Origin of the sequence: Pseudomonas abietaniphila, from assembly GCF_900100795.1 — a bacterium.
Classification (GTDB): domain Bacteria; phylum Pseudomonadota; class Gammaproteobacteria; order Pseudomonadales; family Pseudomonadaceae; genus Aquipseudomonas; species Aquipseudomonas abietaniphila.
Genome location: NZ_FNCO01000009.1, coordinates 40,207 through 65,250 on the forward strand (window position 1 = coordinate 40,207; position 25,044 = coordinate 65,250).

At 57.9% G+C, this 25,044-nt stretch carries 25 protein-coding genes and 1 pseudogene; 14 read left to right on the top strand and 12 right to left on the bottom strand.

Annotated features, from left to right (window positions below):
• Window positions 1–168: 168 nt before the first annotated feature.
• Window positions 169–903 (top strand): annotated as a pseudogene (locus BLS87_RS35245) (cache domain-containing protein); the annotation flags it as partial.
• A gap of 102 nt (window positions 904–1,005) precedes the next feature.
• On the top strand, window positions 1,006–1,761 hold the full coding sequence (locus BLS87_RS35250; RefSeq protein WP_425262234.1) for a methyl-accepting chemotaxis protein: 756 nt from the start codon (window positions 1,006–1,008) through the stop codon (window positions 1,759–1,761).
• 37 nt (window positions 1,762–1,798) lie between these two features.
• Here the strand turns inward: BLS87_RS35250 and BLS87_RS17895 are convergent, their stop codons facing one another.
• Entirely contained in the window at window positions 1,799–2,695 is an 897-nt protein-coding gene (locus BLS87_RS17895; RefSeq protein ID WP_074754052.1) for a LysR family transcriptional regulator, read from the bottom strand.
• A gap of 228 nt (window positions 2,696–2,923) precedes the next feature.
• Between BLS87_RS17895 and BLS87_RS17900 the strand changes: the two genes are divergently transcribed.
• From BLS87_RS17900 to BLS87_RS17925, 6 genes are all read left to right on the top strand, one after another.
• Window positions 2,924–3,553 (top strand): hydrolase, encoded by a 630-nt coding sequence (locus tag BLS87_RS17900; RefSeq protein WP_074754054.1) that lies wholly within the window; start codon window positions 2,924–2,926, stop codon window positions 3,551–3,553.
• A gap of 475 nt (window positions 3,554–4,028) precedes the next feature.
• The gene (locus tag BLS87_RS17905; RefSeq protein WP_074754056.1) at window positions 4,029–4,928 is read left to right on the top strand and encodes a pirin family protein; all 900 of its coding nucleotides are present in this window, start codon (window positions 4,029–4,031) and stop codon (window positions 4,926–4,928) included.
• A 4-nt stretch (window positions 4,929–4,932) separates the two neighbouring features.
• Complete coding sequence (locus tag BLS87_RS17910) at window positions 4,933–7,095, top strand: FUSC family protein (protein ID WP_244165858.1); 2,163 nt, start codon at window positions 4,933–4,935, stop codon at window positions 7,093–7,095.
• A complete protein-coding gene (locus BLS87_RS17915; protein WP_074754058.1) occupies window positions 7,085–7,288 on the top strand; it encodes a DUF1656 domain-containing protein in 204 nt (67 codons plus the stop codon). The genes BLS87_RS17910 and BLS87_RS17915 overlap by 11 nt, the downstream gene beginning before the upstream one ends.
• A complete protein-coding gene (locus BLS87_RS17920) occupies window positions 7,285–8,232 on the top strand; it encodes an HlyD family secretion protein (RefSeq protein WP_074754060.1) in 948 nt (315 codons plus the stop codon). The genes BLS87_RS17915 and BLS87_RS17920 overlap by 4 nt, the downstream gene beginning before the upstream one ends.
• A 97-nt stretch (window positions 8,233–8,329) precedes the next feature.
• Window positions 8,330–9,262, top strand: coding sequence for a LysR substrate-binding domain-containing protein (locus BLS87_RS17925; RefSeq protein WP_083370705.1), 933 nt, complete (start codon window positions 8,330–8,332; stop codon window positions 9,260–9,262).
• Here the strand turns inward: BLS87_RS17925 and BLS87_RS17930 are convergent.
• Window positions 9,225–10,265, bottom strand: a complete 1,041-nt coding sequence (locus tag BLS87_RS17930) for an NAD(P)-dependent oxidoreductase (protein WP_074754064.1) — start codon at window positions 10,263–10,265, stop codon at window positions 9,225–9,227. The two genes, BLS87_RS17925 and BLS87_RS17930, sit on opposite strands and share 38 nt — an antisense overlap.
• Before the next feature lie 111 nt (window positions 10,266–10,376).
• Between BLS87_RS17930 and BLS87_RS17935 the strand changes: the two genes are divergently transcribed.
• Window positions 10,377–10,991 carry a TetR/AcrR family transcriptional regulator gene (locus BLS87_RS17935; protein ID WP_208605180.1) on the top strand — a complete coding sequence of 205 codons (615 nt, stop codon included), beginning with the start codon at window positions 10,377–10,379 and terminating at the stop codon, window positions 10,989–10,991.
• Window positions 10,992–11,244: 253 nt separating this feature from the next.
• Window positions 11,245–11,964: an MFS transporter gene (locus tag BLS87_RS17940; protein ID WP_279616220.1), complete on the top strand. Its 720-nt coding sequence runs from the start codon at window positions 11,245–11,247 to the stop codon at window positions 11,962–11,964.
• Between the two features lie 134 nt (window positions 11,965–12,098).
• On the opposite strand, the gene BLS87_RS17945 is transcribed toward BLS87_RS17940, so the two are convergent.
• On the bottom strand, window positions 12,099–13,196 hold the full coding sequence (locus BLS87_RS17945; protein ID WP_074754066.1) for an oxidoreductase: 1,098 nt from the start codon (window positions 13,194–13,196) through the stop codon (window positions 12,099–12,101).
• 127 nt (window positions 13,197–13,323) lie between these two features.
• On the opposite strand from BLS87_RS17945, the gene BLS87_RS17950 reads away from it, so the two are divergent.
• Window positions 13,324–14,196: a LysR family transcriptional regulator gene (locus tag BLS87_RS17950; protein ID WP_074754068.1), complete on the top strand. Its 873-nt coding sequence runs from the start codon at window positions 13,324–13,326 to the stop codon at window positions 14,194–14,196.
• 312 nt (window positions 14,197–14,508) lie between these two features.
• Window positions 14,509–15,018: a YkgB family protein gene (locus BLS87_RS17955; RefSeq protein ID WP_074754070.1), complete on the top strand. Its 510-nt coding sequence runs from the start codon at window positions 14,509–14,511 to the stop codon at window positions 15,016–15,018.
• A gap of 44 nt (window positions 15,019–15,062) precedes the next feature.
• On the opposite strand, the gene BLS87_RS17960 is transcribed toward BLS87_RS17955, so the two are convergent.
• The 6 genes from BLS87_RS17960 to BLS87_RS17980 all read right to left on the bottom strand — a co-directional run bounded on the left by BLS87_RS17960 (window position 15,063) and on the right by BLS87_RS17980 (window position 21,326).
• Complete coding sequence (locus tag BLS87_RS17960; RefSeq protein WP_074754072.1) at window positions 15,063–15,908, bottom strand: AraC family transcriptional regulator; 846 nt, start codon at window positions 15,906–15,908, stop codon at window positions 15,063–15,065.
• A gap of 270 nt (window positions 15,909–16,178) precedes the next feature.
• Entirely contained in the window at window positions 16,179–17,990 is a 1,812-nt protein-coding gene (locus tag BLS87_RS17965; protein WP_074754074.1) for an ABC transporter ATP-binding protein, read from the bottom strand.
• Between the two features lie 209 nt (window positions 17,991–18,199).
• Entirely contained in the window at window positions 18,200–19,441 is a 1,242-nt protein-coding gene (locus BLS87_RS17970) for a DUF1835 domain-containing protein (RefSeq protein WP_074754076.1), read from the bottom strand.
• Between the two features lie 205 nt (window positions 19,442–19,646).
• A complete protein-coding gene (locus BLS87_RS17975; RefSeq protein ID WP_074754078.1) occupies window positions 19,647–20,447 on the bottom strand; it encodes a GNAT family N-acetyltransferase in 801 nt (266 codons plus the stop codon).
• A 104-nt stretch (window positions 20,448–20,551) separates the two neighbouring features.
• A complete protein-coding gene (locus tag BLS87_RS34210; protein WP_167362080.1) occupies window positions 20,552–20,707 on the bottom strand; it encodes a hypothetical protein in 156 nt (51 codons plus the stop codon).
• A gap of 217 nt (window positions 20,708–20,924) precedes the next feature.
• Complete coding sequence (locus BLS87_RS17980; protein WP_074754080.1) at window positions 20,925–21,326, bottom strand: NUDIX hydrolase; 402 nt, start codon at window positions 21,324–21,326, stop codon at window positions 20,925–20,927.
• A gap of 319 nt (window positions 21,327–21,645) precedes the next feature.
• On the opposite strand from BLS87_RS17980, the gene BLS87_RS17985 reads away from it, so the two are divergent.
• Complete coding sequence (locus BLS87_RS17985; RefSeq protein ID WP_083370706.1) at window positions 21,646–22,029, top strand: GFA family protein; 384 nt, start codon at window positions 21,646–21,648, stop codon at window positions 22,027–22,029.
• A gap of 31 nt (window positions 22,030–22,060) precedes the next feature.
• Here BLS87_RS17985 and BLS87_RS17990 read toward each other — a convergent pair whose 3' ends face one another.
• Window positions 22,061–22,471: a nuclear transport factor 2 family protein gene (locus tag BLS87_RS17990; protein WP_074754082.1), complete on the bottom strand. Its 411-nt coding sequence runs from the start codon at window positions 22,469–22,471 to the stop codon at window positions 22,061–22,063.
• Between the two features lie 123 nt (window positions 22,472–22,594).
• On the opposite strand from BLS87_RS17990, the gene BLS87_RS17995 reads away from it, so the two are divergent.
• Window positions 22,595–23,503, top strand: coding sequence for a LysR family transcriptional regulator (locus tag BLS87_RS17995; RefSeq protein WP_074754084.1), 909 nt, complete (start codon window positions 22,595–22,597; stop codon window positions 23,501–23,503).
• A 31-nt stretch (window positions 23,504–23,534) separates the two neighbouring features.
• Here BLS87_RS17995 and BLS87_RS18000 read toward each other — a convergent pair whose 3' ends face one another.
• Together BLS87_RS18000 and BLS87_RS18005 are read right to left on the bottom strand one after the other, a co-directional pair.
• Entirely contained in the window at window positions 23,535–24,098 is a 564-nt protein-coding gene (locus tag BLS87_RS18000) for a TetR/AcrR family transcriptional regulator (RefSeq protein ID WP_074754086.1), read from the bottom strand.
• A gap of 234 nt (window positions 24,099–24,332) precedes the next feature.
• Window positions 24,333–25,034, bottom strand: coding sequence for a glutathione S-transferase family protein (locus BLS87_RS18005; RefSeq protein WP_074754088.1), 702 nt, complete (start codon window positions 25,032–25,034; stop codon window positions 24,333–24,335).
• Window positions 25,035–25,044 lie beyond the last annotated feature (10 nt).

A 25,044-nucleotide genomic window follows, 5' to 3' on the forward strand; every position in this document is an offset into this window, starting at 1 on the left:
AGCACCAGAATCATTGAATGCTGACGTTCATAAGCACGTAGTCGTGCCGCCGATCCCAATGACAATTACCGGTACTAGAACATGACCCTATCCATTCGTAGCAAGGTCGTATTGCTGTGCGTCGTCCCTGCCCTGTTGCTCGCTTTTCTTATCTCGGGTCTTTCTGTAATGCTGCTGCAGAAAACCGCCGACGACCAGATAAGAGACACACGCGACACGCTCATCGCTGGCCGTAAAAGTGCGCTGGAGCATTCGGTCCAGATCGCACAGAGTGCGATCGCGCCCATTTATGATGAGTCAGCCCCAGGGGACCTCGCCGCTCGAGACAAAGCCATTGGCCTGCTCAAACAGCTTCACTATGGAATGGATGGCTACTACTTCGGCTACGACGCCAACAGTGTCCGTGTGTTTTGGGCGAATAAAGACGTGAAAATAGGGGAAAGTTTCAGCAGCTTTCGAGACCCCGATGGTGTGCCGGTCATCAACGAACTGGTGCGAGTCGCCAGGGACGGTTCTCACTATCAGACGTACCGTTTTCCCGTCCCTGACAGCGAGAAGGTGGTGCCCAAGATCGGCTATGCCGTCTATCTGGATAAATGGCATCTGATGATCGGTACGGCCGTGAATCTGGACGACATTGATGCACAGGTAGCCCAATTTGCCGATGAGCTGAGATCACGTCGCTCGGATTTGGTTTTGCAGATATTCGTGCTCAGCACGGTTGCTTCCATCCTGTTGGCCCTCCTGGCGAAGTGGCAGGTGAACCGGTTGTTCTCGCCTCTGCTGCAACTTCGATTGCAACTCGAAAACATCGCTTCCGGCGATGGTGATTTAACGCACCGGCTTCCAGTAGCTGAAAACGATGAGCTCGGCCAACTGGCGGCGGCATTCAACCGTTTCGTTGGAAAAATTCACAATCTGGTGGGTAATGTTGCAGGCATGACAGATCACCTGGACAGGCTCGTGACTGACGTAACCCTTCAGGCTCAACGTTCCGAGCGGGCTATGGATCTGCAGCGTCAGGAGACCGATCAGGTCGCAGCGGCAATCAATGAGATGTCCGCCGCGGCACTGCAGGTTGCGCAGAACGCCCAAGAGGCTGCGCAGGCGGCTAACCAGGCTCAACATGAAGGGACTTCGGCAGGCGAAATTGTAAGTGCGAGCGTGGAAAGCATTCATGGGCTGGTTGCCGATCTGCAGGTCAGTGGCTCGTCGCTTACGAAGCTTAAAGCGGAAGTTGATTCTATTGCTGGCGTCCTCGCAGTGATTCGCAGTATCGCAGACCAGACAAACCTTCTAGCCCTCAACGCTGCGATTGAAGCCGCTCGTGCTGGCGAAGCGGGCCGTGGCTTTGCGGTCGTCGCCGATGAGGTCCGGGCATTGGCAAGTCGCACACAGGACAGCACTAAACAGATTCACGGCATGATCGGCAGACTTGAGGAAGGAACCGTCAATACGGTTGCTGCGATGGAGCAATCCAGCAGCGCAGGCACCCGAACACGCGAACAGTCCGTGAGCGCGATGATGTCTCTGGACGCAATCGCGGCGCTTATTTCAACCATCAACTCAATGAATGCGCAGATCGCCAGTGCAGCGGAAGAGCAGACAGCCGTCTCCGAAGAAATCAACCGCAGCGTTCAACAGATCGCGGCGTCCATCGACACTGTGGCACAGGATACCCAACATGGCGCACGCACCGTGCGAGAGCTTTCTGCGCTCAGCGCGGATCTGGGCTTGGCTGTCAGGCAGTTCAGAATTTGAATAGGCCGGGAGTTCGGCAGCGAATCCAGGTTCAATCTCAGTGATGCGGGGCTCCAGCAAAGTGAGGGGACTGTCCGAAATACTCGATCAGCAGGTCGGTCAGCACGCGAATCTTCTGAGCGGGATGCTGACCTGACGGGCGAACCACGTAGGCACCCGCACGGGGCGCCGGAAAACGCGTCATGATCGGCACGAGCGCGCCGGAAACCACGTTGTCGTAGGTGAGGCAATCAGGCAGATAGGCGATCCCCAGTCCTGCTACGGCGGCAGCCACCAGCGCGATGCCGTTGTCGGCCCTGAAGCGCCCGCGCGGACGCACCGAGACCACCTTGTCGCCATCCATGAATTGCCAGGCCTCAGTCCCCGTCATGAGGGCCTGGTGGGCAATGATCTCCGCTGGTTCCTGAGGCGACCCATGCGCCTCGATGTAACCCGGACTAGCGAGCAGACTCGCGTTGATCGGGCCGATGCATCTTGCGATCAGGTTCGAGTCCGGAAGATAACCAACCCGTATCGCACAGTCGAAACCTTCGGCAATGACATCAACAAAGCGATCGCTGTAGCACGCCTGGACATAAAGCTCCGGATGGCGTCGGGCCATTTCCGCGAGTATCGGCGCGAAATGGGTTGGGCCAAAGGAAAGCGGCGCAGCGACGCGCAGTCGGCCCCGCAGCGCCCCAGTGGGCATGATTGCCTCCTTGGCGATGTCCATCTCGGCGCAGACCCTGGCTGCGTAGTCGCGGAATGTGGCGCCGGCTTCCGTCAGCGCAGCCCCGCGAGTGGACCGCGCTAGCAGCTGCACGCCAAGCTCCTCTTCCAGCCGCGCCAGCCTGCGGCTGACGATTGACTTGGACACGCCAAGCCGAACCGCGGCAGGCGACACGCCGCCCGCATCAGCAACCTCAACGAACGTCTGAAGCTCTTCAATATTCAAACTGGCGTTCCCCTTTCCGCAACACAGTTCTTTATCTGATGCTACTACCGAAGCAGATACAGGAACAGCAGAATGCCGCTGTCTTCTCTGGCAGGTTGCTGTTGACGCATGCCTTTCTAAAGTCGGCACCTCCATTCGCAGCATGCTGCCTGGCGACCGCTGCCCAAGGAGATGCCATATCCATCCCTGGCACAGACATGAATCAACAACCACAACAAGGACCCCGCAATGGCGAGCGAAATCATCCGCAATACTCAAACCGATCAGCTGTTAACGCCCGAAAATTCGGCGTTGATCATCATCGATTACCAGCCCATCCAGGTGTCCTCGATCCGCTCGATGGCCCGTCAAGAGCTGATCTTCAACATCACCAGCGTTGCGAAGGCAGCGCTCAACTACAACCTCCCCATTATTCACTCCACCGTCAACGTACAGACCGGTCGCAACAAGCCGCCGATCCAGGAATTGCAGGACGTGATCGGCCACCTGCCCACCTACGACCGCACCTCGATTAACAGCTGGGAAGACGTCGAGTTCAAGCAGGCAGTCAAAGCACTTGGCCGCCGCAAGCTCATCATGACCGCACTGTGGACCGAAGCCTGCCTGACGTTTCCTGCGCTGGATGCGATCCAGGAAGGCTACGAAGTCTATGTGCCGGTCGACGCAGTCGGCGGCACGTCAGTCGCCGCACACGAAGCAGCGCTGCGCCGCATGGAGCAAGCGGGTGTGAAGCTCATCAGCCGCGTGCAGATGTACTGCGAGCTTCAGCGCGACTGGTCACGGGAAGCGACCGTTCCCGGTTTCATGGGCGTCTTCGACAGCTCCGACGGCTTCAACCCCGAAAAGGCCGCCGAATGAGTCAGTGCGAAAGCTGACGATTAGTACTTGATGATAACGGCGCCCGAAAAGGCGGCCGCCCGTGAGGATGGCTGGCTCATCCTCACGTACCACAGGTGCCGCAAGTGCTCGCGGCGGTTTCACAAGCCTTTCGATGGGAGGAAAAGATCGCGAAAGCAGCCGTCTACGGCATACCGGGCGATGCCAGTGTCCTGACGTATGTCGATCTTCCCAGCCCAGGCGTTGGGCCTGACGAGGTGGCCCTAGATGCAGTGCAACGGTACCCATTTCTGCGACACAGCTAACCACTGGCCGCTACTACCGGAATGCGTACAGGAACCGCAAAGTATCGTCATCAATCAACGCTGCCGCTGGCATGTCGCCCGCCGTTCTATACCGCTCTTTCAGCGTGCTGGCGACCGGCTCGGCCCGTGCCGGCGACCAGGTCTGAACGTGCTTTTTTCCAATGACCATTTCTAATGAACAAGGGAACCTAATGCACCTTCCTGAGAGCAATAAGGGTGTGGCACCTATCCAGCGGGTTGCGGCACGGACTGCTGAAATTGGAGGGGGTGTAACGGTCCATCGAGTGTTGCCTGCCAAACAACGGCGAATGATAGGTGCGTGGTGCTTTCTCGATCACGCAGGCCCTACCCTTTTCGAAAGCGCCTCAGGGTTGCGCGTTGGACCTCATCCGCACATTGGCTTACAAACGTTCACTTGGATGATCAAGGGCGAGGCTCTGCACCGAGACAGCCTTGGTAATGTTCAAATCATTCGCCCTGGACAAGTTAATTTGATGACGGCGGGTAGAGGCATCACTCACACCGAGGAGTCGGCGAATCAAGCCCGTCATTTGCACTCGGTACAGCTATGGATCGCTTTGCCCAAAGCAGAGCAGAAACGCGCTCCGGCGTTTGATCACTACCCTGACCTTCCGACCTGGCTCGAAGGCGGCTTGCGGGCTACGTTGCTGGCAGGCAGTTTCGCCGGCCGAACCGCGCCCGGCCGATTTTATTCACCGCTGGTAGGGATCGACTTGCGATGTTGTGAAGCCGCGGTCGCGCTCTTGAATCTGAACCCGGAGTACGAATACGGCATTTTGCCCCTGGAGGGCTACCTGAGCGTCAACGGTGAGATCTTTGCCAGCAACGAACTTGCCTTTCTCGGCAAAGGTTTGAGCGAAGTGGCATTACAAGCCTTCGACGCCTCGCACTCACTGCTTTTGGGTGGTGTGCCTTTTTCCGAAGACATTCATGTGTGGTGGAATTTCGTGGCCCATGACAAGGCCGAGATCGACGAAGCGTTGCAAGCCTGGAACAACCTTGATCGGCGTCGATTCGGCGACGTAGAGGGCTTCGACGGCAATCGTTTAATCGCCCCTGAACCGCTGTAGCCAGATGCTTAAGCATCTGTTGCAGCCTTTGATGGGCTATCTCAAAGCGGTGCTGAAACCCGATCTCAGCGCACTACTGTTTGCCGTACGCACCGTCGCGGCGGGCCTGATGACGTTGTACCTGGCCTTTATTTTTGACCTCGACCAACCGAAATGGTCAGTAATGGCGGTCATTATCGTCAGCCAACCGTTGGGCGGCATGACGCTGCAGCGCAGCTTCTCGCAGGTGATAGGAACCCTGATTGGCGCTGCCGTCGCCGTGATGATCATGGGCCTTTTTGCTCAAGCCCCGCTCCTCTTCATTGCCTGCCTTTCATTGTGGCTGGCGCTCTGTACCGCGGGTGGCACGCTGCTGCGCTACACCCGCTCCCACGCCTGCGTGCTCAGTGGATTTACCTCGGTGGTCGTGGCACTGCTTGCGGTGCCGGAGCAGGACAACGTTTTGATGCTGGCGATCACTCGGCTCACCGAGACGCTGTTGGGGGTCGCCTGCGTGTGCCTGGTCAGTCTGCTGACGGCCCGCCCGGAAGCAGTCGCACGGAGCTATTTTGCCAAGATGGATCAGGTGCTGAAGCTGATGGCGATGCACGCCGCAGCCGTCATCCGCACTGAAGAAAGCGAGGCCGACTTTCACAATCGGCAAATGCGTCTGCTGAACGAAATCAGCAGTCTGGAAGGCCTCCGCCGGCACTTGTACTTTGATGCGCCGCGTTTGCGCAGTACCGATGGACTCGTGCAACGGCTGGCCAATCAACGGGTATTGATGATTTCTCGGCTTGCAATTTTGCGTCGTCAACGCGTGCTGATCGACGAGCGCTGGAAGGGCGAGTTTCCCGAGGACATCCGCCGACTGCGCGCCGATGAATTAGCGCTTCTCGACAAATTAGCGGTAGCCGGACGGTCATTGCCGAGCTCGGCGCGCAGGCAATTTCAGGTACTGCAGCAGCAGTTTTCCCAGCACGCAAAAGAGGCTGAGGACCGCGACTCCCCGCTTACTGGCACGCTGCGCGCACTCGCCTGGACGTTACGCTGGGAGCAGGCTCGTTTGCTGCAGCAGTTAGAAGACATTCTGCAGATCAGCGACGCGATTCAAGACGGTGTTCAGGCAGGTCGTGGGCACCATCAGGAGCAGGAAAATCCGTTGTACCTTGATTGGCGCCTTGCCGGCACGAATGCGGCGCGGGCGTTCATCGCCCTGGCCGCCTGCGGTCTGATCTGGATAGAAACCGCTTGGGACGGCGCCCGCGCCGGGATGATTTTGGTCGGCATCCTCTGCTCATTGATGGCGACATTTCCACGCCCGCTTGCGGCAAGCCAGAACTATGCCCGCGGCTTCCTTCTGTCTCTGGGGGCATCAGCGGTTTATCAATTCCTGCTCATCCCGGCCATCAGCAATGTCGAACTGCTGACCTTGATTCTGGTGCCTCTGCTTTACGTGATCGCGGTTGGGCTGGCCAGCCCGACGACTGCCGGAATCGGTATGGGCCTGGGGCTTTCAACATTCCTGATGATAGGCCCGCAAAACACCGGGGCCTTGCAGGATATCGCCAGTCAATGGTTCGAGTTCGCCGCAGCCTACATCGGCGCATGCGCTCTATCGTTGGCTGCATACGCCTGGGTGTTCCCGTTCAACGCGGCTGGACGCATCCAGCGCCTGTTTGAAGAGAACCGAGGGGCGGTCTGTTCGCTCCTCCAGCACTCGAATCCGGATCAACAACGGTTCGTGTTCGAAAGCCAGATGGTGGACCGACTGACCATGATGCTGGGCTTGCTGCCCGCCACTGACGATCAGCGATCCACCGCATTATTCGACGCCAGCCTCGCGTGCATGGCGTTAGGTGTAGCCGTGAGCCAGCTCATGCAACAAAGCAAGTCTGGTGCGCTGCTGACGGCTGAAACTCAGGCACAGCTGCAGTCCATCCTGAACCAGACCGGTCGTTATGTAGAGGGTCTCCCGGGCGTCGACAGGCTTGCTTTAACCATCGACCTTCGCAACCTGGGTGATTTCCTGGACCACCTGCAGGCCAGCGAATGGACATCAGCGCCCGAGCAGCTCTGGAGGGTATTCCGTATTCGAGTTGCCCTGCTGATCGTCGCGTCATTCATAGAGCGCTACTACGAATTATTCGATCCGCTGGAAGACGGAGTGACTGCTTTTGCCGATTGATTTTGAAATTGCAGGCGTCTACCTGCCGCCAGTTGCCCAAGGATTAATCCTCGCGCTGCCGATTTTCATGTCGCTGGATTGGGCTCTGCGGCGAGTTGGCGTGTTGCGGCTTGTCTGGCACGAGGCGCTGTTTGAGGGAGCGCTCTATGTCTGCGTCTGCGCTGTTGTCATCCTGATGATGGGAACCGTATGACCTTGAAAAAATTCGCGCCCCAACTCATAACTCTGGCGGTTCTCTTGCTGGCGTTCGTACTCGGCTGGCTTGCCTGGGGATACTACACCCGCTCACCCTGGACCCGTGACGCCCGGGTGCGTGTTGACGTGGTGACGTTGTCGGCTGACATCTCCGGGTTGATCGTCAATCTGTATGTGCAGGACAACCAGCACGTGACCAAGGGCGACCTGTTACTGGAAGTCGACCCCGCGCGCTATGTTCTCGCGGTGCAGCACGCTCAACGTTCGGTACAAGTCGCCAAAGCAACCGTGGGCCAATCACAAGCAGCGATCAAAGCCAGTGCAGCTCAACTCAGGCAACGCCAGAGTGAAGAACGCAGGCGGCGCGCGCTCAAGGAAGGCTTCGCCATCTCTGGCGAGGAGTGGGAAAAATCCGATACGGATGTCGCGATTGCCATCGCGAAGTTGTCAAGCGACCAGGCCAATCTCGGTCTGGCACAGGCCAATGTTCAACTTGCAGAAGCGGGTCTGGCAGAAGCCGAACTCAATTTACAGCGCACGCGAGTGGTTGCCCCCGTCAGCGGCTACGTGACGAATCTGCTCACCCGTCAGGGTGATTATGCAAGCCCCGGTACAGCATTGATGGCGTTGGTGGACAGCAGTTCGTTTTACGTCAGCGGCTACTTCGAGGAGACCAAACTTGCGCGGATTGAGGAAGGTAATCGGGTGCGTATTCAGTTGATGAGCGGCGAGAGCTTCGGTGGAACGGTGCAAAGCATTGCCTTTGCCATTACCGACCGTGAGAACTCTTTGGGCAATCGATTGCTGGCCAACATCAACCCTAGCTACACCTGGGTCAAACTGGCGCAGCGGGTCCCCGTGAGGATCCTGATTGATCCCGAGTACGCCAATAGGGCTCGCCTGCGTGCCGGTACTTCAGCCACGGTTACGGTACTGGAGTGACCTCAAAACAGAAGGTACTCAGACCGTCGTCCATCTCTTTCCGAGGCACCGCCAAGGGGTTGAATTGCTGAGTCGAAATGATCTGCGTCGGGCTGACATGAATCTTCTCGTCATTTTCGAAGCCATGATGCAAGAGCGCAATGTCAGCCGCGTTGGCGAAAAACTGTTCCTCGGTCAGCCCGCCGTAAGCAGTGCCCTGGCGCGCCTGCGTGCGATGTTTGCCGACCCATTATTCGTTCGCAACGGGCGTTACATGGAGCCTACCGCGCGTGCCCAAGACCTGTTCGAACGTTTCACGCCCATGCTCGACACCATTGCAATCACGCTGAGCCAAGTCTCTGACTTCGACCCTGCCAACAGCTCTAGAACCTTCCATGTAGGGATATCTGACGATGTCGAATATGGATTATTACCACCGCTTCTGCGGCATCTGAGGGCCGAGGCGCCGAGTGTGAAGCTGGTCATTCATCATACGGACTGCACTCGGATTTCGGGTCTGTTGGTCAATGGCGCCATATCAGTGGGTATCAGTCATACCTGTGACCTTCCAGCAAACTCCAAGCGCAAGTTCCTGCGTTTGATCATCCCCATGGTGCTACGAGCGGATTCAGAAGCAAAGCGCCTAAGTCTCGATGAGTTCTGCCGCCGACCTCACGCGACAATATCCTCCATGGGGACGCTGGTCACCGATGTCGAACGAGCCTTTAAAAAAATGTCTCGCAACCGCCTGGTGGTTCTTGATGTACCACAATTCAGTGCACTGGCGGTCCTGCTGGCAGACAGTGACCTGCTGGCAGTCGTGCCAGATTACGTAGCTAAAGCAATGTCAGCCTGCTCTGGAATCCGGGCGGAACCGGTGCCACTGAAAATGGGTTCCTATGAGTTATCGCTGGTCTGGCGGGCTGTCGCCGATAATGACCCAGCCGAACGCTGGTTACGATCGCGCTTCAGTGAATTTTTTGGTGATAACAGCCGTCTGCGTCTTGCCGACCCTATTGGTAACCCAACTGATCGCTCTTCACTGGCATGAGAAGCGCAAGCTCGCGCAACTCGCCGCCCTCTTTTTCCAGGCGTTGCAGGTATGCGCAAGCGTTCAGTATTTGATAGGGGAAATAGAGACCTGGCGCAGTTGGGGGCTGGCCGTCCAGCCCAAGCAGCCGCTCCAGGATCATTGCGACGCTTAGCCCGGTAAGCGGAGCCGCACCCGCCGGATGGATAACGGCGTGACGCGTGCACAGAGGTTCACCGTGCAGGCCCTCGCCAGCGAGTTCGATGATGATCTCGGTCGACATAGGCCCACCCAAACGTCGGGTTGAGCTAACCCCGGCGCCCAGATTGAATTGCACATCCGGCGCCCCCGTTGCAGCGGCCAGGCCGACGACGTCAATGGACGAGAAGCCGGAAGCTTCGACTTTCGTACCATCCACCGCATGGAAGCTGACCTTGGAACCCTCTCCTTCGCGCCAGACATAGACTCCCTCGCGACGGGTCAGCGCGGCGGGCAGCATTCTGTTCAGGTGTTCGAAATCGGAGGCGACAGTCGGTCCCCCGGCATCTTGCTCATCCACCAGCGCATTGATATTGATCTCGTTTACGCGGCCAAAAGCCTTGGCAATGTGCAGCGTCGACACCGTCGTCGCGCCTACCAGCCATTCGTAGCCCAGAACGATGGGCGCCGCGTCAGGCCGGTGCATATAGGCGGCGATCTGCGGTGCAATCTCGAAAACGCCAGACGAAATACTGAGGTGCGGCACACCGCGCTTCTGGGCGTAACGCAACCCGGCAAGCGCGTGGTCCATGTAAAAGACCACGACGCCGCTGATCATGCGATCGCCAAGGCCCAAGTCTTCAGCAGCCGGATCAATCACCACGCCCTGTGCGCCACCCATTCGCTCTGCGGCCTGTTGAGCCTTGGCGAGGTCACGGCCACCTATCAGCAGCGGAACGTCAGGATGTGCGGCGCGCAGCGCTTGGGCAGTGTGGTGGCCAATGGCGCCCGAACCACCCATGAACAAAACAGGATTAACCGACATTGCGTTCTCCTTGCGTTTTGGGGTGCAACCTACTATTGGTAGGAACCCTAACATGCGCGTCGCGAAACGTAACCTACCATTGGTAGGTTTTACTATTTTGGGAATAACAACATGGAAGAAGACATCAAGCCCCCCACCCATACCGCAGCTGCGCGTCGGCTTTCGAACGCCGACCGGAAACGTCAGTTGCTCGAAACGGCATTATTGATCGTGCGCGAGGAAGACGCGGACCGGCTGACACTGGGGCATCTGGCCGTGCGTGCAGGCGTATCAAAGCCGGTAGTCTATGACCATTTCGGCACTCGATCGGGGTTGTTGATCGAGCTCTACAAATGGATCGACACCGAGCGGGTCAGCGCTTTCACTGACGCAATGTCCAGCGGCCACCGCACCCTGGAGGAGACTGCCCTGGTACTCGCCAGCGCTTACATTCAGTGCGCGGCAGACAACACAGATGAATTCCATGCCGTAGGCGCGGCGCTGGCAGGCAGTCACGAAAAGGCGGCAGTTTTTCAGGAGCTGCTGGATAACTGCGTGCAGATGTTCGTTTCCGTGCTCGAACCTCACGCAGACTTGTCAACAGCCGATCTAGAGCGCCGCTGTACCGGCCTCGTCGGCGCCGGCGAAGCGCTTGCAGGCGCGTCGGTACGGGGACGGCACAGTGTGGGTGAGGCAACAGACGCTTTCGCTTCGCTGATCCGGGGCGCGTTGAAGGGTGTCGACTAAACAGCAACACACCGGCAACGGCCCTGCGGGTATGTCCAGCAGCGATCACCTAGCGATCCTTGTTGAGCCCGCCTATGCGCCAGAAGGCTGCGCAACACGAGCGTCTTGTACACCGCTAGCATCCAGCGCTGTGGCGACAAACCCGCTCCGTATAGAGCGATTGATAAAGCTCTGAACGTAATCAGCCGCAGCCGCCCTCCCTTTCGGAACAGCCATAGCCTGTCGGATTTCAGTGAAGTTGTCCTGAAGTACTCTGACGCCTGAGGCCGACCTCGCGAAACGCACCAGCAGCTCGGCTGGTGGCGCTGCTACGACGGCGTATGGCCTCAAAAAACTGCTGAAGACTCCAACGCTGTGGGGGTTGGCCATCGCTCAAGGCTGCAACGTCTACACCCAGTACTTATTCCTTACCTGGTTGCCAAGCTACCTGCAGGAAGTACGGCACCTGAGCATTGCCAAGAGCGGTCTGTTCACAGCCATTCCGTACGCCGCCGCTGTGGTGTTGTGCATTGTAATCGGCAAGTTGAGCGACCATTATCTGAAGAACGGCAGTGGTGCTGCCTCGGGTAAACGTCGCAACGTCATCGCGCTGACCATGCTGGTTGCAAGCTGCATCCTGCTGATTCCCTTCGCTGACGATATCGCAGTGCTGGTGCTGATTTTCTCGCTGACCCTGGCAGGTATCGCATCGACTACGTCGCTCAACTTCTCTCTGCTCAACGACCTGCTTCCAAGCTCGGGAGACGTAGGCCGCGCCATGGCGTTCGTCGTGGTCGGCGGGAACATATTTGGGATGTTGGCGCCGATTGTGACGGGGTACGTCATCACTGCAACAGGGAGCTATAATTGGGCGTTTGCCATTGCAGGTGGATTGCTCGTCACTGGCGCCGTTGTGATCCTGAGCATGACCAGGAAGCCGATGATTCGGGTGGAGCAATTGGCTGCGCAAACCTTGGTCGCAAAAACCGCCTGAACCCTCCTGCATACGCGGTGTTCGAGCGTCAGGGGCTAAGCCCAGCCAGGCCTGGCCTGGCCTGGCCATCGATACCCGAGTTTGCCAATCAGGTCACTGCTTTTGTTGGGGCGTTCTTCAACGCCCTGATAACTTTAAACCAGCTCACTGTCCTTGATGTTCGCGATAGGCCCTAGCAGGGAGAAGTCAAACGCCTTCAAAGGCTGATTCATCACCAGCCGGGTCGGGTAATCAGGATTAGCCAGCGCGCCTTTACCCAGTGCGACGATGTCAGCGCCGTCGTTGAGAACCTGTTCAGCATGCTGAGGGTTGTCCAGACCGCCATTTGCGACGATAGCGACCCCAGGAGCATGACGACGCGCCAAGCTGACCAGGCTGGGCCCGCTCTCGCTGAATGCGGGCGTCCAGGCTTTGTGTTCTGTGACGTGGATGTAATGGATACCTGCGTCCTTCAGAGATCCAAAAATGGTCTCAGCGGCAGCTTCGCCTTCAGCCCATTTGTGTGCGTAATCGTTGACCTTGCCCTGCGAGATTCGAACACCAACGGGAGCGCCCCCAACGACAGCCTTTACGGCTTTGATGACTTCCAGGGTCAGGGCGATTCGATTCCCTACGCTTCCCCCCCAGCGGTCAGTTCTCTGGTTTGTGTAGTCGGTGAGGAACTGGTCGAGCAAATAACCGTTGGCGCCATGAATTTCCACGCCATCGAACCCTGCGCTCCCGACTGCCAATTTTGCGGCATTGGCAAACCCTTCAATTGCATCGGCGATGTCTTCATCCGTCATGACCCTGGGTATGGCGTATTGGCCCTCGCCATAGTAGAACTTCATCTGCTCCCCTTTAGGGCGTACAGCGGAAGGGCCGGCCGTTTCACCCAGGAAACGGTTTCCCTGATTCAAAGCGCCTGCGTGCATCAGTTGCGCGAACATGACGCCTTGATGATCGTGTACCCGCCGGGTAACGGCTCGCCAGGCCAGGGCTTGTTCAGCATCCGTGATCCCGGGTTGAAACGGATAGCCTTGGGCGAATTTTTGATCGGTGTAAATCCCTTCAGTAATCACCAGCCCAAAACCGCCCTTGGCAAAGCGTTCGTAGTATTGACCCATCTTCTCCGAGGCGCTGCCCTGTTCAGTTGCGCTGACGCGTGTCATGGGGGAAACAGCGAGCCGGTTCTTTAATTTCAGATCGCCAATATCGAAAGTGGCTAGAATCTTCTTGCTGGACGTGTTCATTTGATTGAGCCTTCGTTGGCCAGAGATTCATTTCCAAGGCCTTATGGTTGTAGACGATATCCCCAATCAGGTGAAGGCAGAAGCCGACCAGGGAGATAAGGCGGCGTAACGCAAAGAGATATAATCGATGCAGATTCCGGATGTTGAAGTGTTCGCTGCCGTGGCAACCGCCAGCAGCCTTTCAGGGGCCGCGCGACGACTTGGGCTGTCAGCCATGACAGTGTCCCGACGGCTTGCCTCTCTGGAAAAAGAGTTAGGGGTGCGGCTTGTCCAAAGAACAACCCGCTCTGCGTCCCTCACGCCCGAGGGAGAAGTGCTGTTACCGTTCGCCAGAAGCATGCTGGAGGCTGACGAGGCCGCGCGCGCCACATTGAAAGCCAATGCCGGAACGGCCAGTGGTTTACTGAGAGTCACCGCCCCCACTGTTTTTGGCCAGGAACTGATCATGCCGGTGATTCCCCGGCTGCTCGCAGAAAACCCGGCACTGCAGGTTGACCTGACACTGTCTGATCGCATCGTCGACATCGTGGGCCTGGGTATCGACGTCGCTATCCGCATAGCGACGCTGAGCGATTCAGGGCTGGTAGCCCGCGCGCTTGCTCCGAACCCACGCGTCGTCTGCGCAAGTCCTGATTATCTCGCCAGGCAGGGTACGCCTACCCACCTTGAAGACCTCAAGAATCATCAATGCATTGGCTTGCATGGCATGCCTTATTGGCCATTTGTCCATCAGGGAAAGGCGGTATCCATCCGTGCTGAGGCATCGTTCTCGGCCAACAGTGTCGAGTCCGTCAGAGCGGCCAGCAAATTGGGACTAGGCCTGGCCATGCTGACTTACTGGGACGTACGCAACGAGCTCGCGGATGGCAGTCTGGCTCTCGTCGAGCTGGAGGATGTCGTGCCTGAGCAACTGTCCATCGCGGCAGTGCTTCCCACTCGTCAGTACGTACCCAACCGCGTGCGCGTACTTCTTGAACACCTTGAACGGGCCCTGAAGTAGAGAAGAGATTTAGCGGCGTATTGACTCAAGGGGCGGCTGGCCGCCGGGAGGATGTGCAAGGAATCCATAGTCCTCTCAGGTGGCGATTGATGCATGCCGCCATGCTTTCAACGTGCCAAGTCCGTTTTAATGATGACGCGTTACAACACGGCGATTGTTTTCAATCTGGATGAGTCAAGACGATCTGCACCGAACGCAATACGTTCAAACGCCACGAGCGTGCACACAAAGGCAACACTGTTTCTACTCCCATTGCGCAAGGCGCAGGGTCGTTAATCAGCGTTCCTCATCACACTCTTGGAAGCATTGATCATGAAAACCTTAAGACTCGAAAACGACGAAACCAACACCGCACAAACCCCTTCTACGCTCGGGTTCAAAATCATGGCGCTTGGCATCTATGGGGCCTATTTTGCGCTCGCCGTCATTTACTTCTGGTTCGGCGGAATGAAGTTCACGCACTACGAGGCAGCCGGGCTTGTTCCGCTGGTGAGCAACAGTCCATTTCTGGGCTGGGTTTATAATATTTTCAGCGTCGATACCTTCTCCAGCCTGCTCGGTGTGCTGGAAGTGTCGATCGGAACACTCATTGCTGGTCGCTTGCTGTCACCGAAGCTTTCTTTGATAGGTGGCGTGCTGTCTGCCGGACTGTTTTTCACCACCTTGAGCTTCATGTTCTCGACACCCGGCGTGATTGAGCCCGGCCTCGGTTTTCCCGCTATTTCCGTCGCTCCAGGCCAGTTTCTACTCAAAGATATCGGGCTGCTTGCCGCCTCGATCTTTGTGGCCGGCCATTCGCTGATGGCCCTGGAACGCCGATGAGCCGATGATTTGCCACTGCAATGGCCTGAAGCGATTCAACGCTTTCAGGTCATTGCCCCCTCTTCTCCGCCTGCCACGTCCTTCATCCAGTCCCGAGGGCTGTAGCCAGTCTTGCGTCGAAACGCGCGTGCAAGTGCCGAGGGACTTTCATAACCCACTTCGGAGGCAATGAGAGTAATCGATCGGCCTTCACGAAGACGCTTCTGCGCCAGGCTGATACGCCAACTCAACAGATAATCGGCGGGCGTTTGCCCGATGACCGCCCGAAAGTGCACTGCGTAGGCCGCGCGCGACATGTTCGATTCGCTCGCCAGTCCCGCAATTGACCACGCCAGATGAGGTGAGTTGTGAATCTGCAAAAGAGAGCGTGACAACCTCGGATCGGCCAGACCCGCCATGACCCCGGTATGCAACTGGTGGTGATCGAGCAGATGTCGAAACAACAGGATGACCAGCAACTCGAATAACCGTTCAAGGGCTGCCTCCCTGCCACAGTGCGAGTCCGCCGCCTCGCGGAACATCCATTTCAGCGTATCGGCCAGCATGGGTAGTTCATCCAGCGACAGCACCAGACAATCGGGTAATGAAGCCGACACCGGATTGTCGACCCCTCCCTCAAACTCCATCGTTGCACACAACAACTGAGCGCCCTCGGACTCACCGGCAAACAGTTGATGCCGACTTGGACGCGGCATAAAAATCAAGCTGGGCCGGATCAGCAGCAAGTCCTTACGATCAGGTCCCAGCAATGTAACGCTGCCGGCCTGTAGCAAGTGGATATAACCACGTCCTTCTGCACCGTCATAAGTCGACAAACCGCACAGCTTGCCACTGTAAAACAGGTTTGCGCGCACACCGAACTGCGATAACAAAGTAGACAAGCGATCCATGGAAAGTCTCTTGGCAGGAAATGCACGTTCAAATCATAACACCGAAGGAATGCGCCACCTTGTGGCCGGCCTTCTATTGAAACCTTGAGTGAGCAGGAAAACGGGACAGAGAAAAAAGAGCGGATCGACGTACCGGAAGAGTTGAGGTTGGCACGATCTGATTTGCAATCGCGGGCCCCCCGTTGATCGGCCTGCAGGCCGCCGGTTTATTCAACCATGACTACCTGGCGACTAAACGAGTGTTGCCTCGTCAGTGGGTAGCCGGGGTGGTTACCGATACCCACGCGCCTGGATGTTGAACAGGCTGGCATAGCGCCCGCCGCCCGCCATCAGTTGCACGTGGGTTCCTTGTTCCAGAATCCGGCCCTGATCCAGCACGATGATGTGATCAGCGTTGCGCACGCTGGAGAATCGGTGAGAAATCAGCAGCGTCATGCGCCCCTCGGCGTACTCGCGGAAGTGCTCGAATACGGCAGCCTCGGCCCCAGCGTCGAGGGCCGCGGTCGGTTCGTCCAGAATCAGCAGATCGGCCTCACGGCGCATGTAGGCCCGTGACAGCGCCACCTTTTGCCATTGCCCACCGGACAGTTCCTGCCCACCAACGAACCAGCGGCCCAACTGCGTGTGGTAGCCGTTGCTCAAGCGCTCGATGAAGTCGGCGGCGATCCCTTGAGTGGCCGCATCCCGCCAACGTTCCTGGTCATCGAAAGCGTCGACGTCCCCCACCCCAAGGTTTTCGCCGACGGTCATCTGGTAACGGATGTAGTCCTGAAAGATCACCCCGATGCGCTGGTGCAAGGCCTGTTCGTCCCAGTCCTGCAAATCGCTGCCGTCCAGCAGGATTCGGCCTTCGTCGGGCGTATAGAGTCGGGTAAGCAGTTTGATCAGTGTGGTTTTACCCGAGCCGTTTTCGCCCACCAGGGCCAAGCTCATGCCCGGCGTCAGGTGCAGGCTGATGTCGCTGAGCGTGGGGTGCGCGGCACCCGGGTAGCGGAAGCCCACGCGCTCGCAGCGCAGGCCGTCACCTGGGCGTGCACCGGCCTTCAGCGTGCCGCGTATCGGTGCCACCGGCACGCCAAGGTATTCGTAGAGGTCAGACAGGTACAGGCCGTCCTCGTACAAACCGGCAATTGCGCTGAGGCTGGCAGTGATCGCGACTTGGCCTTGCTTGAACAGCACCAGGTACATCGTCATCTGCCCCAGCGTGGTCTGGCCGCGCACGGTGTCCAATACCACCCAGGCGTAGGCCACGTAGAACGCGGCAGTTCCCAGTAGCCCGAGGGCAAAGCCCCAGGCGTCGCGTCGCACGGTGAGCCGGCGGTCTTCGGCGTACAAGCGCATGAAATTGTCGCGATAGCGTTGCAGCAACAACGGCGCCATGCCGAAAAGCTTCACTTCCTTGGTGTGCGCCTCATGGGACAGCAATGATTCCAGGTAATTTTGATGGCGAGTTTCCGGGGCGCGACGCTGAAACAGGCGGAAGGCATTACCCGAAAAATGCGTCTCGGCGAAAAACACCGGCAGCGCGCCGAGCACCAGGATCAGCAGCGCCCAAGGGGAAAAATGCACCAGCAGCACCGCAAAGCTGACCAGCGAGATAAGGTTTTGCGTGAGCCCCAGGCCTTTTGTGACGAGGCCCAGTGGCCGGGTCGACGCATCGCGGCGCACGCGCACCAACTTGTCGTAAAAGGCCGAGTCCTCGAACTGCAGCAGCGAAAAGGTCTGGGCCTTTTCCAGGATCATCAGGTTGACCTTCTGCCCCAACTGCACCCGCAGTAGCGCTTGTTGCATTGAAAGCGCCCGTTGCGCCGCGGCCAGCAACGCCAATACGCCCGCCTCGGCCAACACGTAACGCAGGACAGGCCATACCGGCGCCTGGCTGCCATTGCCATGGATCTGCATCGCCTGAACCACCGCATCGACGATCCGCTGGCCGATCCAGGCGGCGAGCGCGGGCAATAGGCCGGCGACCAGTGTTGCCACGATCAAGCCGCAGAACAAGGGGCGGGAAGTCGCCCAGACAAGACCGACCGCCCTGCCGCTCTGGGTTGAAAATGCAGTCAAACGATTGAACAACGACATTAAAGGCGCAGGCTCCGGGTGGTCAGTGACAGGCCATTGTACCGGCGAGTTCGGGAGGCTTCGCCGGTCTTGTTGATCGCTCATTGAATTCACCGTCAAGGGATGCCGCCTTGCATACTCGGGCAACGATAGCGCTTCTCAAACACCTTCTCCCCGTACGGGTACCAGCGCTCATCCCAGGCAGGCATTGCTCACCTATCCCGGTCCACTCAACGACGCCACACCTGCCCTTGATCACTCACGACCCAGGGCTGTTGATCGGCGACGATGTGAACCCCGCCGACCCAGCGCTTCGCTGGCGCGCAGTCGAGCCAGTTCGTGCGTCCCAGCAAAACGCGCTCACCCAGCGCCGTGACGCGAATGGCGCGTTTCTGCCACTCGCCCTCCGGCTGCTCATGCACCAAAGGCTGCGGCGAATCGATCATCGGTCGCAGCAGCGCATGGAACATCAAATCACCCAGATAAGGCAGAGGCTCATAGCTCAGGCTGAGATGCCCGAAGACTTTTCCTGAGGGCAGCTCGCCGTGGTCGGTCAACACGCGCAATATCAAGCGCTGGGTCAGACTCAACCCATCGCCCGCCCCCGGAAGCTCTTGCAGTTGCCTCGCCAGAGCAGGCCCGAGCAACGGCAACGCCGGGTGCACCTGGGCGGCGAGCCGCGCCCAGTCGCCGGGGTTTGCGCAGGTATAGGCCGTCCATGCTTCACGCGCCAATGCCAGCGCGTCTGCGCCTAAAGAACGCCGCTGCGGCCAGAGCCAGGCAAGCAGATCCGGGGCCAGTTGCCCGATCCCGATGAATCGCTCAACGCCTGGCACCCGATCAATCTCGATCAATTCAAGCCTGCGCGGCAAGGCGGGCAAACTCGCGAGAATCCGAACCAGAAACAGCTGATCGTACGCATCGGCTTCGCACCACAGCACCAGCTCGCTGTGAGCACCCAGTTGCCCTAATGCCTTGCGCTGTGTGGCCTGACGCTGTTGGACATCGCGTGCCGGCAAACCAAATGCCTGCTCTACGTAAGCCGCCCGCAGTGACCAGTACTCATCGTCAGGCAACGCGGGAACCGGGCCCATGACCATCGGATCATCAAACATGTGAAACGAGCCTGAAAAACCTGCTATCCGCAGGCTGTGCTCGATATCGTTACCGCAGCGCCAATGCTGGACCGTCGCCTCGCCTGTAGCAGTGAAATCCGGATGGCGCGCGGCGAACGCAATGCTGTCGGCATGGGCAATCAGCTTTGGCCAACTGGGAAAACCCGCCTCACGCGCCACCAGCCACTGCGTGTCGGCAAGTCGATAGTCAGGCCCCGACAAACCGATCGCGATCAACTGCGCACGGACATCGTCAGCTTCGGCGTTGTTCAGTGCTTTCAAAAGACGCTTGGCGCGCTTGCGCAGCGAGGGTAAATCAAGAAGACCGTGACGGCGTGAAGCGTTTATGGCGGGCATGCCAACTCCTTACAGGGCTCGGTCCGCCGACAAGCCGGGAGCTGGAATGGAAAGATGAAAACGCATGCCTGGGAAACCCCTTCGCGCGGACCGCAGGCGCAGCAAACGCCCGAACGCCCGAACGCCCGAACGCCGACTTTAGCGGGATGGGCTCGGGGAAGCAAAGACTGGTTGAACAGGTGGCCAGACATCTCAACCGCTTTTCTCAGCGGTCTGCCAGTCGGTACAGCGCCTGAGCATGGGACACCGTCAACCCGGCACGCTCCAGGTTTCGCCGGCTTTGGGAGCCGGCCAGCGCGGTCGCAGCAACCCAGTGGCAGCCGTGCTGCCGAGCTTGCTTTATTCGATGAGAAATCAGCGCTCCGTGGTAGCCGTTGCCTCGGGCATCCTTTCGGGTTGCAGCCGTCCCAAGGTAAGCAATGCCATTACTGGCCAGGTAGACCGAAGCCCCTGCGACCACGGCCCCGCCCGCTTTCAGTAGGTAGAGTTTCAGACGTCCGTCAGGCGTCTGCCCTGCAAAGGAGGCCTGATTCAGCAACCGATGCTCTGGCCTGGTATGAAAGCCGCCAGCGTGCACATCTGCAAACAGAGCGTGGGTCTGCGACGTGACTTCCTCAATTTCGAATGAGTGCTCACTCAAGACTGCCTTTTCAATGGCGCAAACCAATTGCAAGTGAGTCCATCCCCTCAAACGCTCAAGCGTTGATTCGCCTACAAAAGCGCTGGGCTTCAGTGCCGACGGTGTTCCGATAAGAGGGGTCACGGTCGAATGTGCCGCTGACTCATTCAGCAACTTCAACACGGCCTGCGGTTCATTCGCGATATCACCGTAGATGCGGTTGAGCATCGGGCTGGGCGATGCTTTCACCTGGAAACACGGAAAGCCTGCGTTGGAAAAAACACGTGCGCCATAAGGATTTCCGCTGACCGCTGCCAGTCGCTCAACGCGCGAACGTAAATACTCGCTTTCTGCGGCCTCAATGCCATGAGCCAGTTCAACATCCATGTTGTTATCCTTTCTGGAGTTTCCAAGCGCGATAAGCGCATCGACCATACGCATGCGTCCAGGCAAACCGGCCGACTCCACTCGGCGATCAATGAGTGGGGTGGTCAGTAGACAGGGATCACATGCGGCGCCTCGATCCTGGCTTTCAGCCGGTCTGCAAACGCCACGGCTTCTGCCATGTTACGGAAGCTCACCGGATAATCATTCAGCTTCACCAGCCAGTCGGAACCGCAGAACGCTTTTTCGATCGTGATGACCATGGGTGCAGGCCTCCCTCAGTTTAGAGTTAGCCACCGAAGACAACCTGAACGCTCAACGACGGTGAGTTTAAGCGGGTTGCAGACTAGCACTGCTGGCGCGTCCAGCCGTAAAAAAGGACGACCGGTTATGTGCTTCGTTTGAAGGCGCGAACGGCGCCGTCATGGTCTGCTTTCAGAAGTGGAGTGAACGGCCAGAAAGGCATTGCGCAAGAGTCTGTTACAGGTCCGATGCGCACCGTTTAAGCAGGTCACGAATCGGCTCTCGCACATTGCGTTTGCCCATGTCCTTACGGCTGATCCAACGGCAATCGTCAATTTCATTCAGGGGGCGAGGTTTCTTGGACGACGTCCGCCGAGCCTCGAACAGGAAGTGCACCACGTTGTCTTGCCTGTACTGAGAAACATAGGCCAGCCGATCAAAACTGAGGCCCGTTTCCTCTGCCATCTCTCGCTTCGCCGCCTGCAGCGGGGTCTCCCCTCGCTCAACGCGTCCGCCGGGCAAATTCCATTTTGAACGACGCTTGCGAACGAACAGTATCTCCCCATCCCGGCGGTAGATCACCGTGGCGCGGCGTTTCAAGCCCTTGTGTTTGGCCGTACTGGCTTGCGTGGCAACCATAGGTCATCCCGTTGGCAGTGACATCACGTCGTTAGGAAATCCGATTGGAGTTTTACGACGCTTTCACCATCTTGACCCTGGAAGGTGTCGATCTGATGACGGTGTAAATGGATCGGTCATGTGCGAACACAGGTATCGGCGTCCGCGCACAGACCTTGACCCTGGCTGACAGGGACAGTTCCGGCAGGTGTGCCGATACTCGATAGGGGGTGACTGGTTTCAGGTTATCGACCGTTATCCAGCGGTCCACAGCCTGTCTGCGGGTGATACGCTCGCCTGACGTAAATCGCGCGAAGCGATTGAACATTCCGGAGCAGACATGCCTGTCCAAACCAAAAATAACCTGCTGGAAGGCTCCTGCCATTGCGGCGCTGTGCGCCTGGTTATAGCCCGACCACCGGCCCACCTCATCAAATGCAACTGCTCGATCTGTATCCGGTTGGGTGCGCTATGGGCTCATTACACGTCTGCAATGGTGAATGTTGAAGGGCATCCCCAGAACACGTCGGCTTATATCTGGGGTCAAGAGACCTTGAAGACGATTCGGTGCAGGACCTGTGGATGCGCGACCCACTGGGAAGCGCTCAAACCGGAAGCAGGTGCCGAGGTCGGTGTGAACATGAACAACTTTGATCCGCAACTGACTCAGAATACGCCAGTGAGAAATTTTGACGGTGCGAACACGTGGGCTTATCTGGAGTGAGCTTCGGACGCTGGACTTCTCAACTACTCAACTACTCAACACGCGCAGCCATAGCGGTGGCGAAGCTGTCTTCAAGCATCAGGAAGCGAGTGATCTTGCCTTCGTGGAGGGTCAGCACGATGGCGTAGGGCGTTTCAATGGTTTTCCCCGTGCTGACGACGCGAGAGGCCAGATCACCCAAAATGATCGCCCGATCATCGCTGGCTAAAATCTCATGAACTTCCAGTGCCACACGTTCGAGCATCTGCCCGGAGTCGCGCAAGAAGTCAGTGACCGCCAACCTGCCGGTCTTATACCCGATCCATGGCAGCACGCCCGTGTCTCCAGGCACATTCCAGTGCAATTCGTCGCTGAACATTTCGGCGATAGCTTGCGCCGATTCGCCGCTACCGATGCGTTCAAGAAACAGTTTGGCAATGGAGAGGTTGTTTTCGCGAGTCATGGCATTTTCCTGTCGTACTGAAGTGAAGGTCGACTATAGAGCTGGTGATTTCAGGAATAAACCGTGTAAGTTTGGTTTCTTTATTCCCATACAGAAACAATCAAACCAGGATTGGCGCCCTCCATGGACCAACTACAAGCGATACGTGCATTTGCGCGCGTGGTGGAAACCGGAGGGTTTGCACGCGCCGCACAATCGCTGCAAATGCCCAATGCGACACTGAGCAAAGCGATCCAGGCTCTGGAAAAACAACTAGGGGTGAAACTGCTGGAGCGCAGCACACGCAGGGTCAACGTGACCCGCGACGGAGCCGCCTACTACGCGCGTACCCAACCTCTGCTCAGTGAGCTGGACGATATCCACGCCACCCTCGGCCGCGCCCAGGCCAGTCCCAGCGGACGCTTGCGCATCGAAACCGGCGGAGCCGCTGCAAGTGGATTACTGATTCCTGCACTGCCGGATTTTTGCGCGCGTTATCCAGACATCGAATTACAAGTTGGTGTCACTGACCGCACTGTCGATGTGATCGGCGAGAATATCGACTGCGCCATCCGTGTCACCGCCACCGACGGTGCGTTGATCTCACGCAAGATAGGCACACTGACCTGGACGACGTGCGCCAGCGTGGCCTACCTAAAACGTTACGGCGCACCCTCCCATCCGCAGCAGCTCATGGAGGGCGATTTTCCGGTGGCTGGCTACTTCTCGTCGCATACCGGAATGACGGCGCCGTTGCGATTCAGTCAGCAAGGGGAAGCGCTGGAAATAACGCCACCGTGCAAAGTGATGGTCAACGAAAGTAATGCTCACCTAGCCACGGCGCTGGCCGGTATCGGCCTGGTGCACACATTGGACTTCATGGTTCGGCCTGCCATCGAAGCAGGTCATCTACAACCCGTTCTTGAGGAGTGGAGGCCAGAACCTCAGGATGTCTACCTGTGCTACGCACCGAGCCGTCAGCTCAGCACCAAGGTCCGGGTCTTTGCCGACTGGGTGACCGGGGTTTATACGCGCATGGCGGAGGGGCATTAATGAGCGACCGCTTTTGCTCTAAAGCTGCGAACTACGCCGGCAGTGGCCCGTAGGCACGATAGGTATCAATCAGGTTGTCAAATAGCGAAATGTCCGATCGACTTCTGGCAATAAGCTGAGCACCCGCCACGGCCGAAAAAATCGCACGGGCTCGCTTCTCACTGTCTTCTGGCTCGGTTAGGTTGGCGGCTACCAGAAGCTTGCTCAGCCAAGCGACATTCACCTCCGCAAACGCCTGAATTTCCTGGGTCATCTCTGCCGGCAAATTGTCGGTTTCAGCGCCCACAAAGCTGCCCAGGCACAGACGGTTATCGGCTTCAAGTGAGCGCCGAAAAATCTCGGGAAAACGATGCAGTGCATCGAGAGCGTCTGGCGTTTCCAACGAGATCAGCTCGAGCGCCGCAGCGCCGTCTTCCCAATACCGCCTGGCGACAGCAACACCCAGATCGGCCTTGCTTGGGAAGTGGTAATAAATACTTGCGGGTTTGATTCCAACCTCAGCGGCCAGATCACGAAAATTCAGGCCGTTGTAGCCTTGGGACTGAGCGATATTTCTTGCCGCCTGCAAAATGGCTTCTCGGGCGTTAATGGTCATTGCTTTGCCTTTGTTCTTTGCTCGGGTTATCGGAACATCGCCATGCTAAATCAAAAGACTACCTTTTGTTAGGTAGCCGCCCTATGCAGCTGTCACCAGACTTCATTGGTTCAACTCATGCAGATGAGGCACCTTGTCACGCATCCCATCATCCCTGGCGCCCCGAGTCAGAAATAGCTCCGCCGGGAACGCCATGCATTGCGCTCCCGACGACTCTACTCACTCAGCACGAGGTCACTCAGACGGTGAGTCCAGTTCCGGAATACCGCTACTGCGATCAGCATAGGCAGCCTGGAAGCCTGGGCGTTTCTGCCAGCGCTTCCAGTAGGCGTCGAGGAATTCGAAACGCTCATCCAGAGGCGTGGCGTTGACCGGGAACTTGGAGAAGGCAATCGCGGTAGCCAGCGTGATGTCTGCAAAGGTTGGCGCATCGCCGCCCAGCAACCATTCACGTCCATCGGACAGATGACGATTGACCAACGCTGCATGAGCTAACGCTTCCTTGCGGCAGTGCTCGCCCCACGCCTCATTCTTCGTCAGTTCGAGTTTGAAGCCCAACCCGGTGTGCAACACGTGAAACGCCGTGACGATCCGGTAAAGGATATGCACCCAGACCCGGTTATCCCACATGTTGTCGAGCCCTTGCTCCAATGCGGTCTCACCCATGATCTTGCGACCCGGATAGGACTGATCGAGATAGCGGACGATAGCTGCCGTTTCGGAAATGAAACTGCCGTCTGCGAGTTTTAGCGTGGGCGTTTCACCCCATGGATTCATATTGAGGTGACGCCACCCCCGCTGCTCGCCCCCGGGTGCCATGTCATAAATCGTTTCTTCGAACAGCTCAGCGATTCCCTTTTCATGCATGAACAGACGCAGGCGTTGAGGGTTGGGGAAAGCCGATGGCGATGTGAAGAGTTGCAGTTTAGCGGTCATGGTCAGCTCC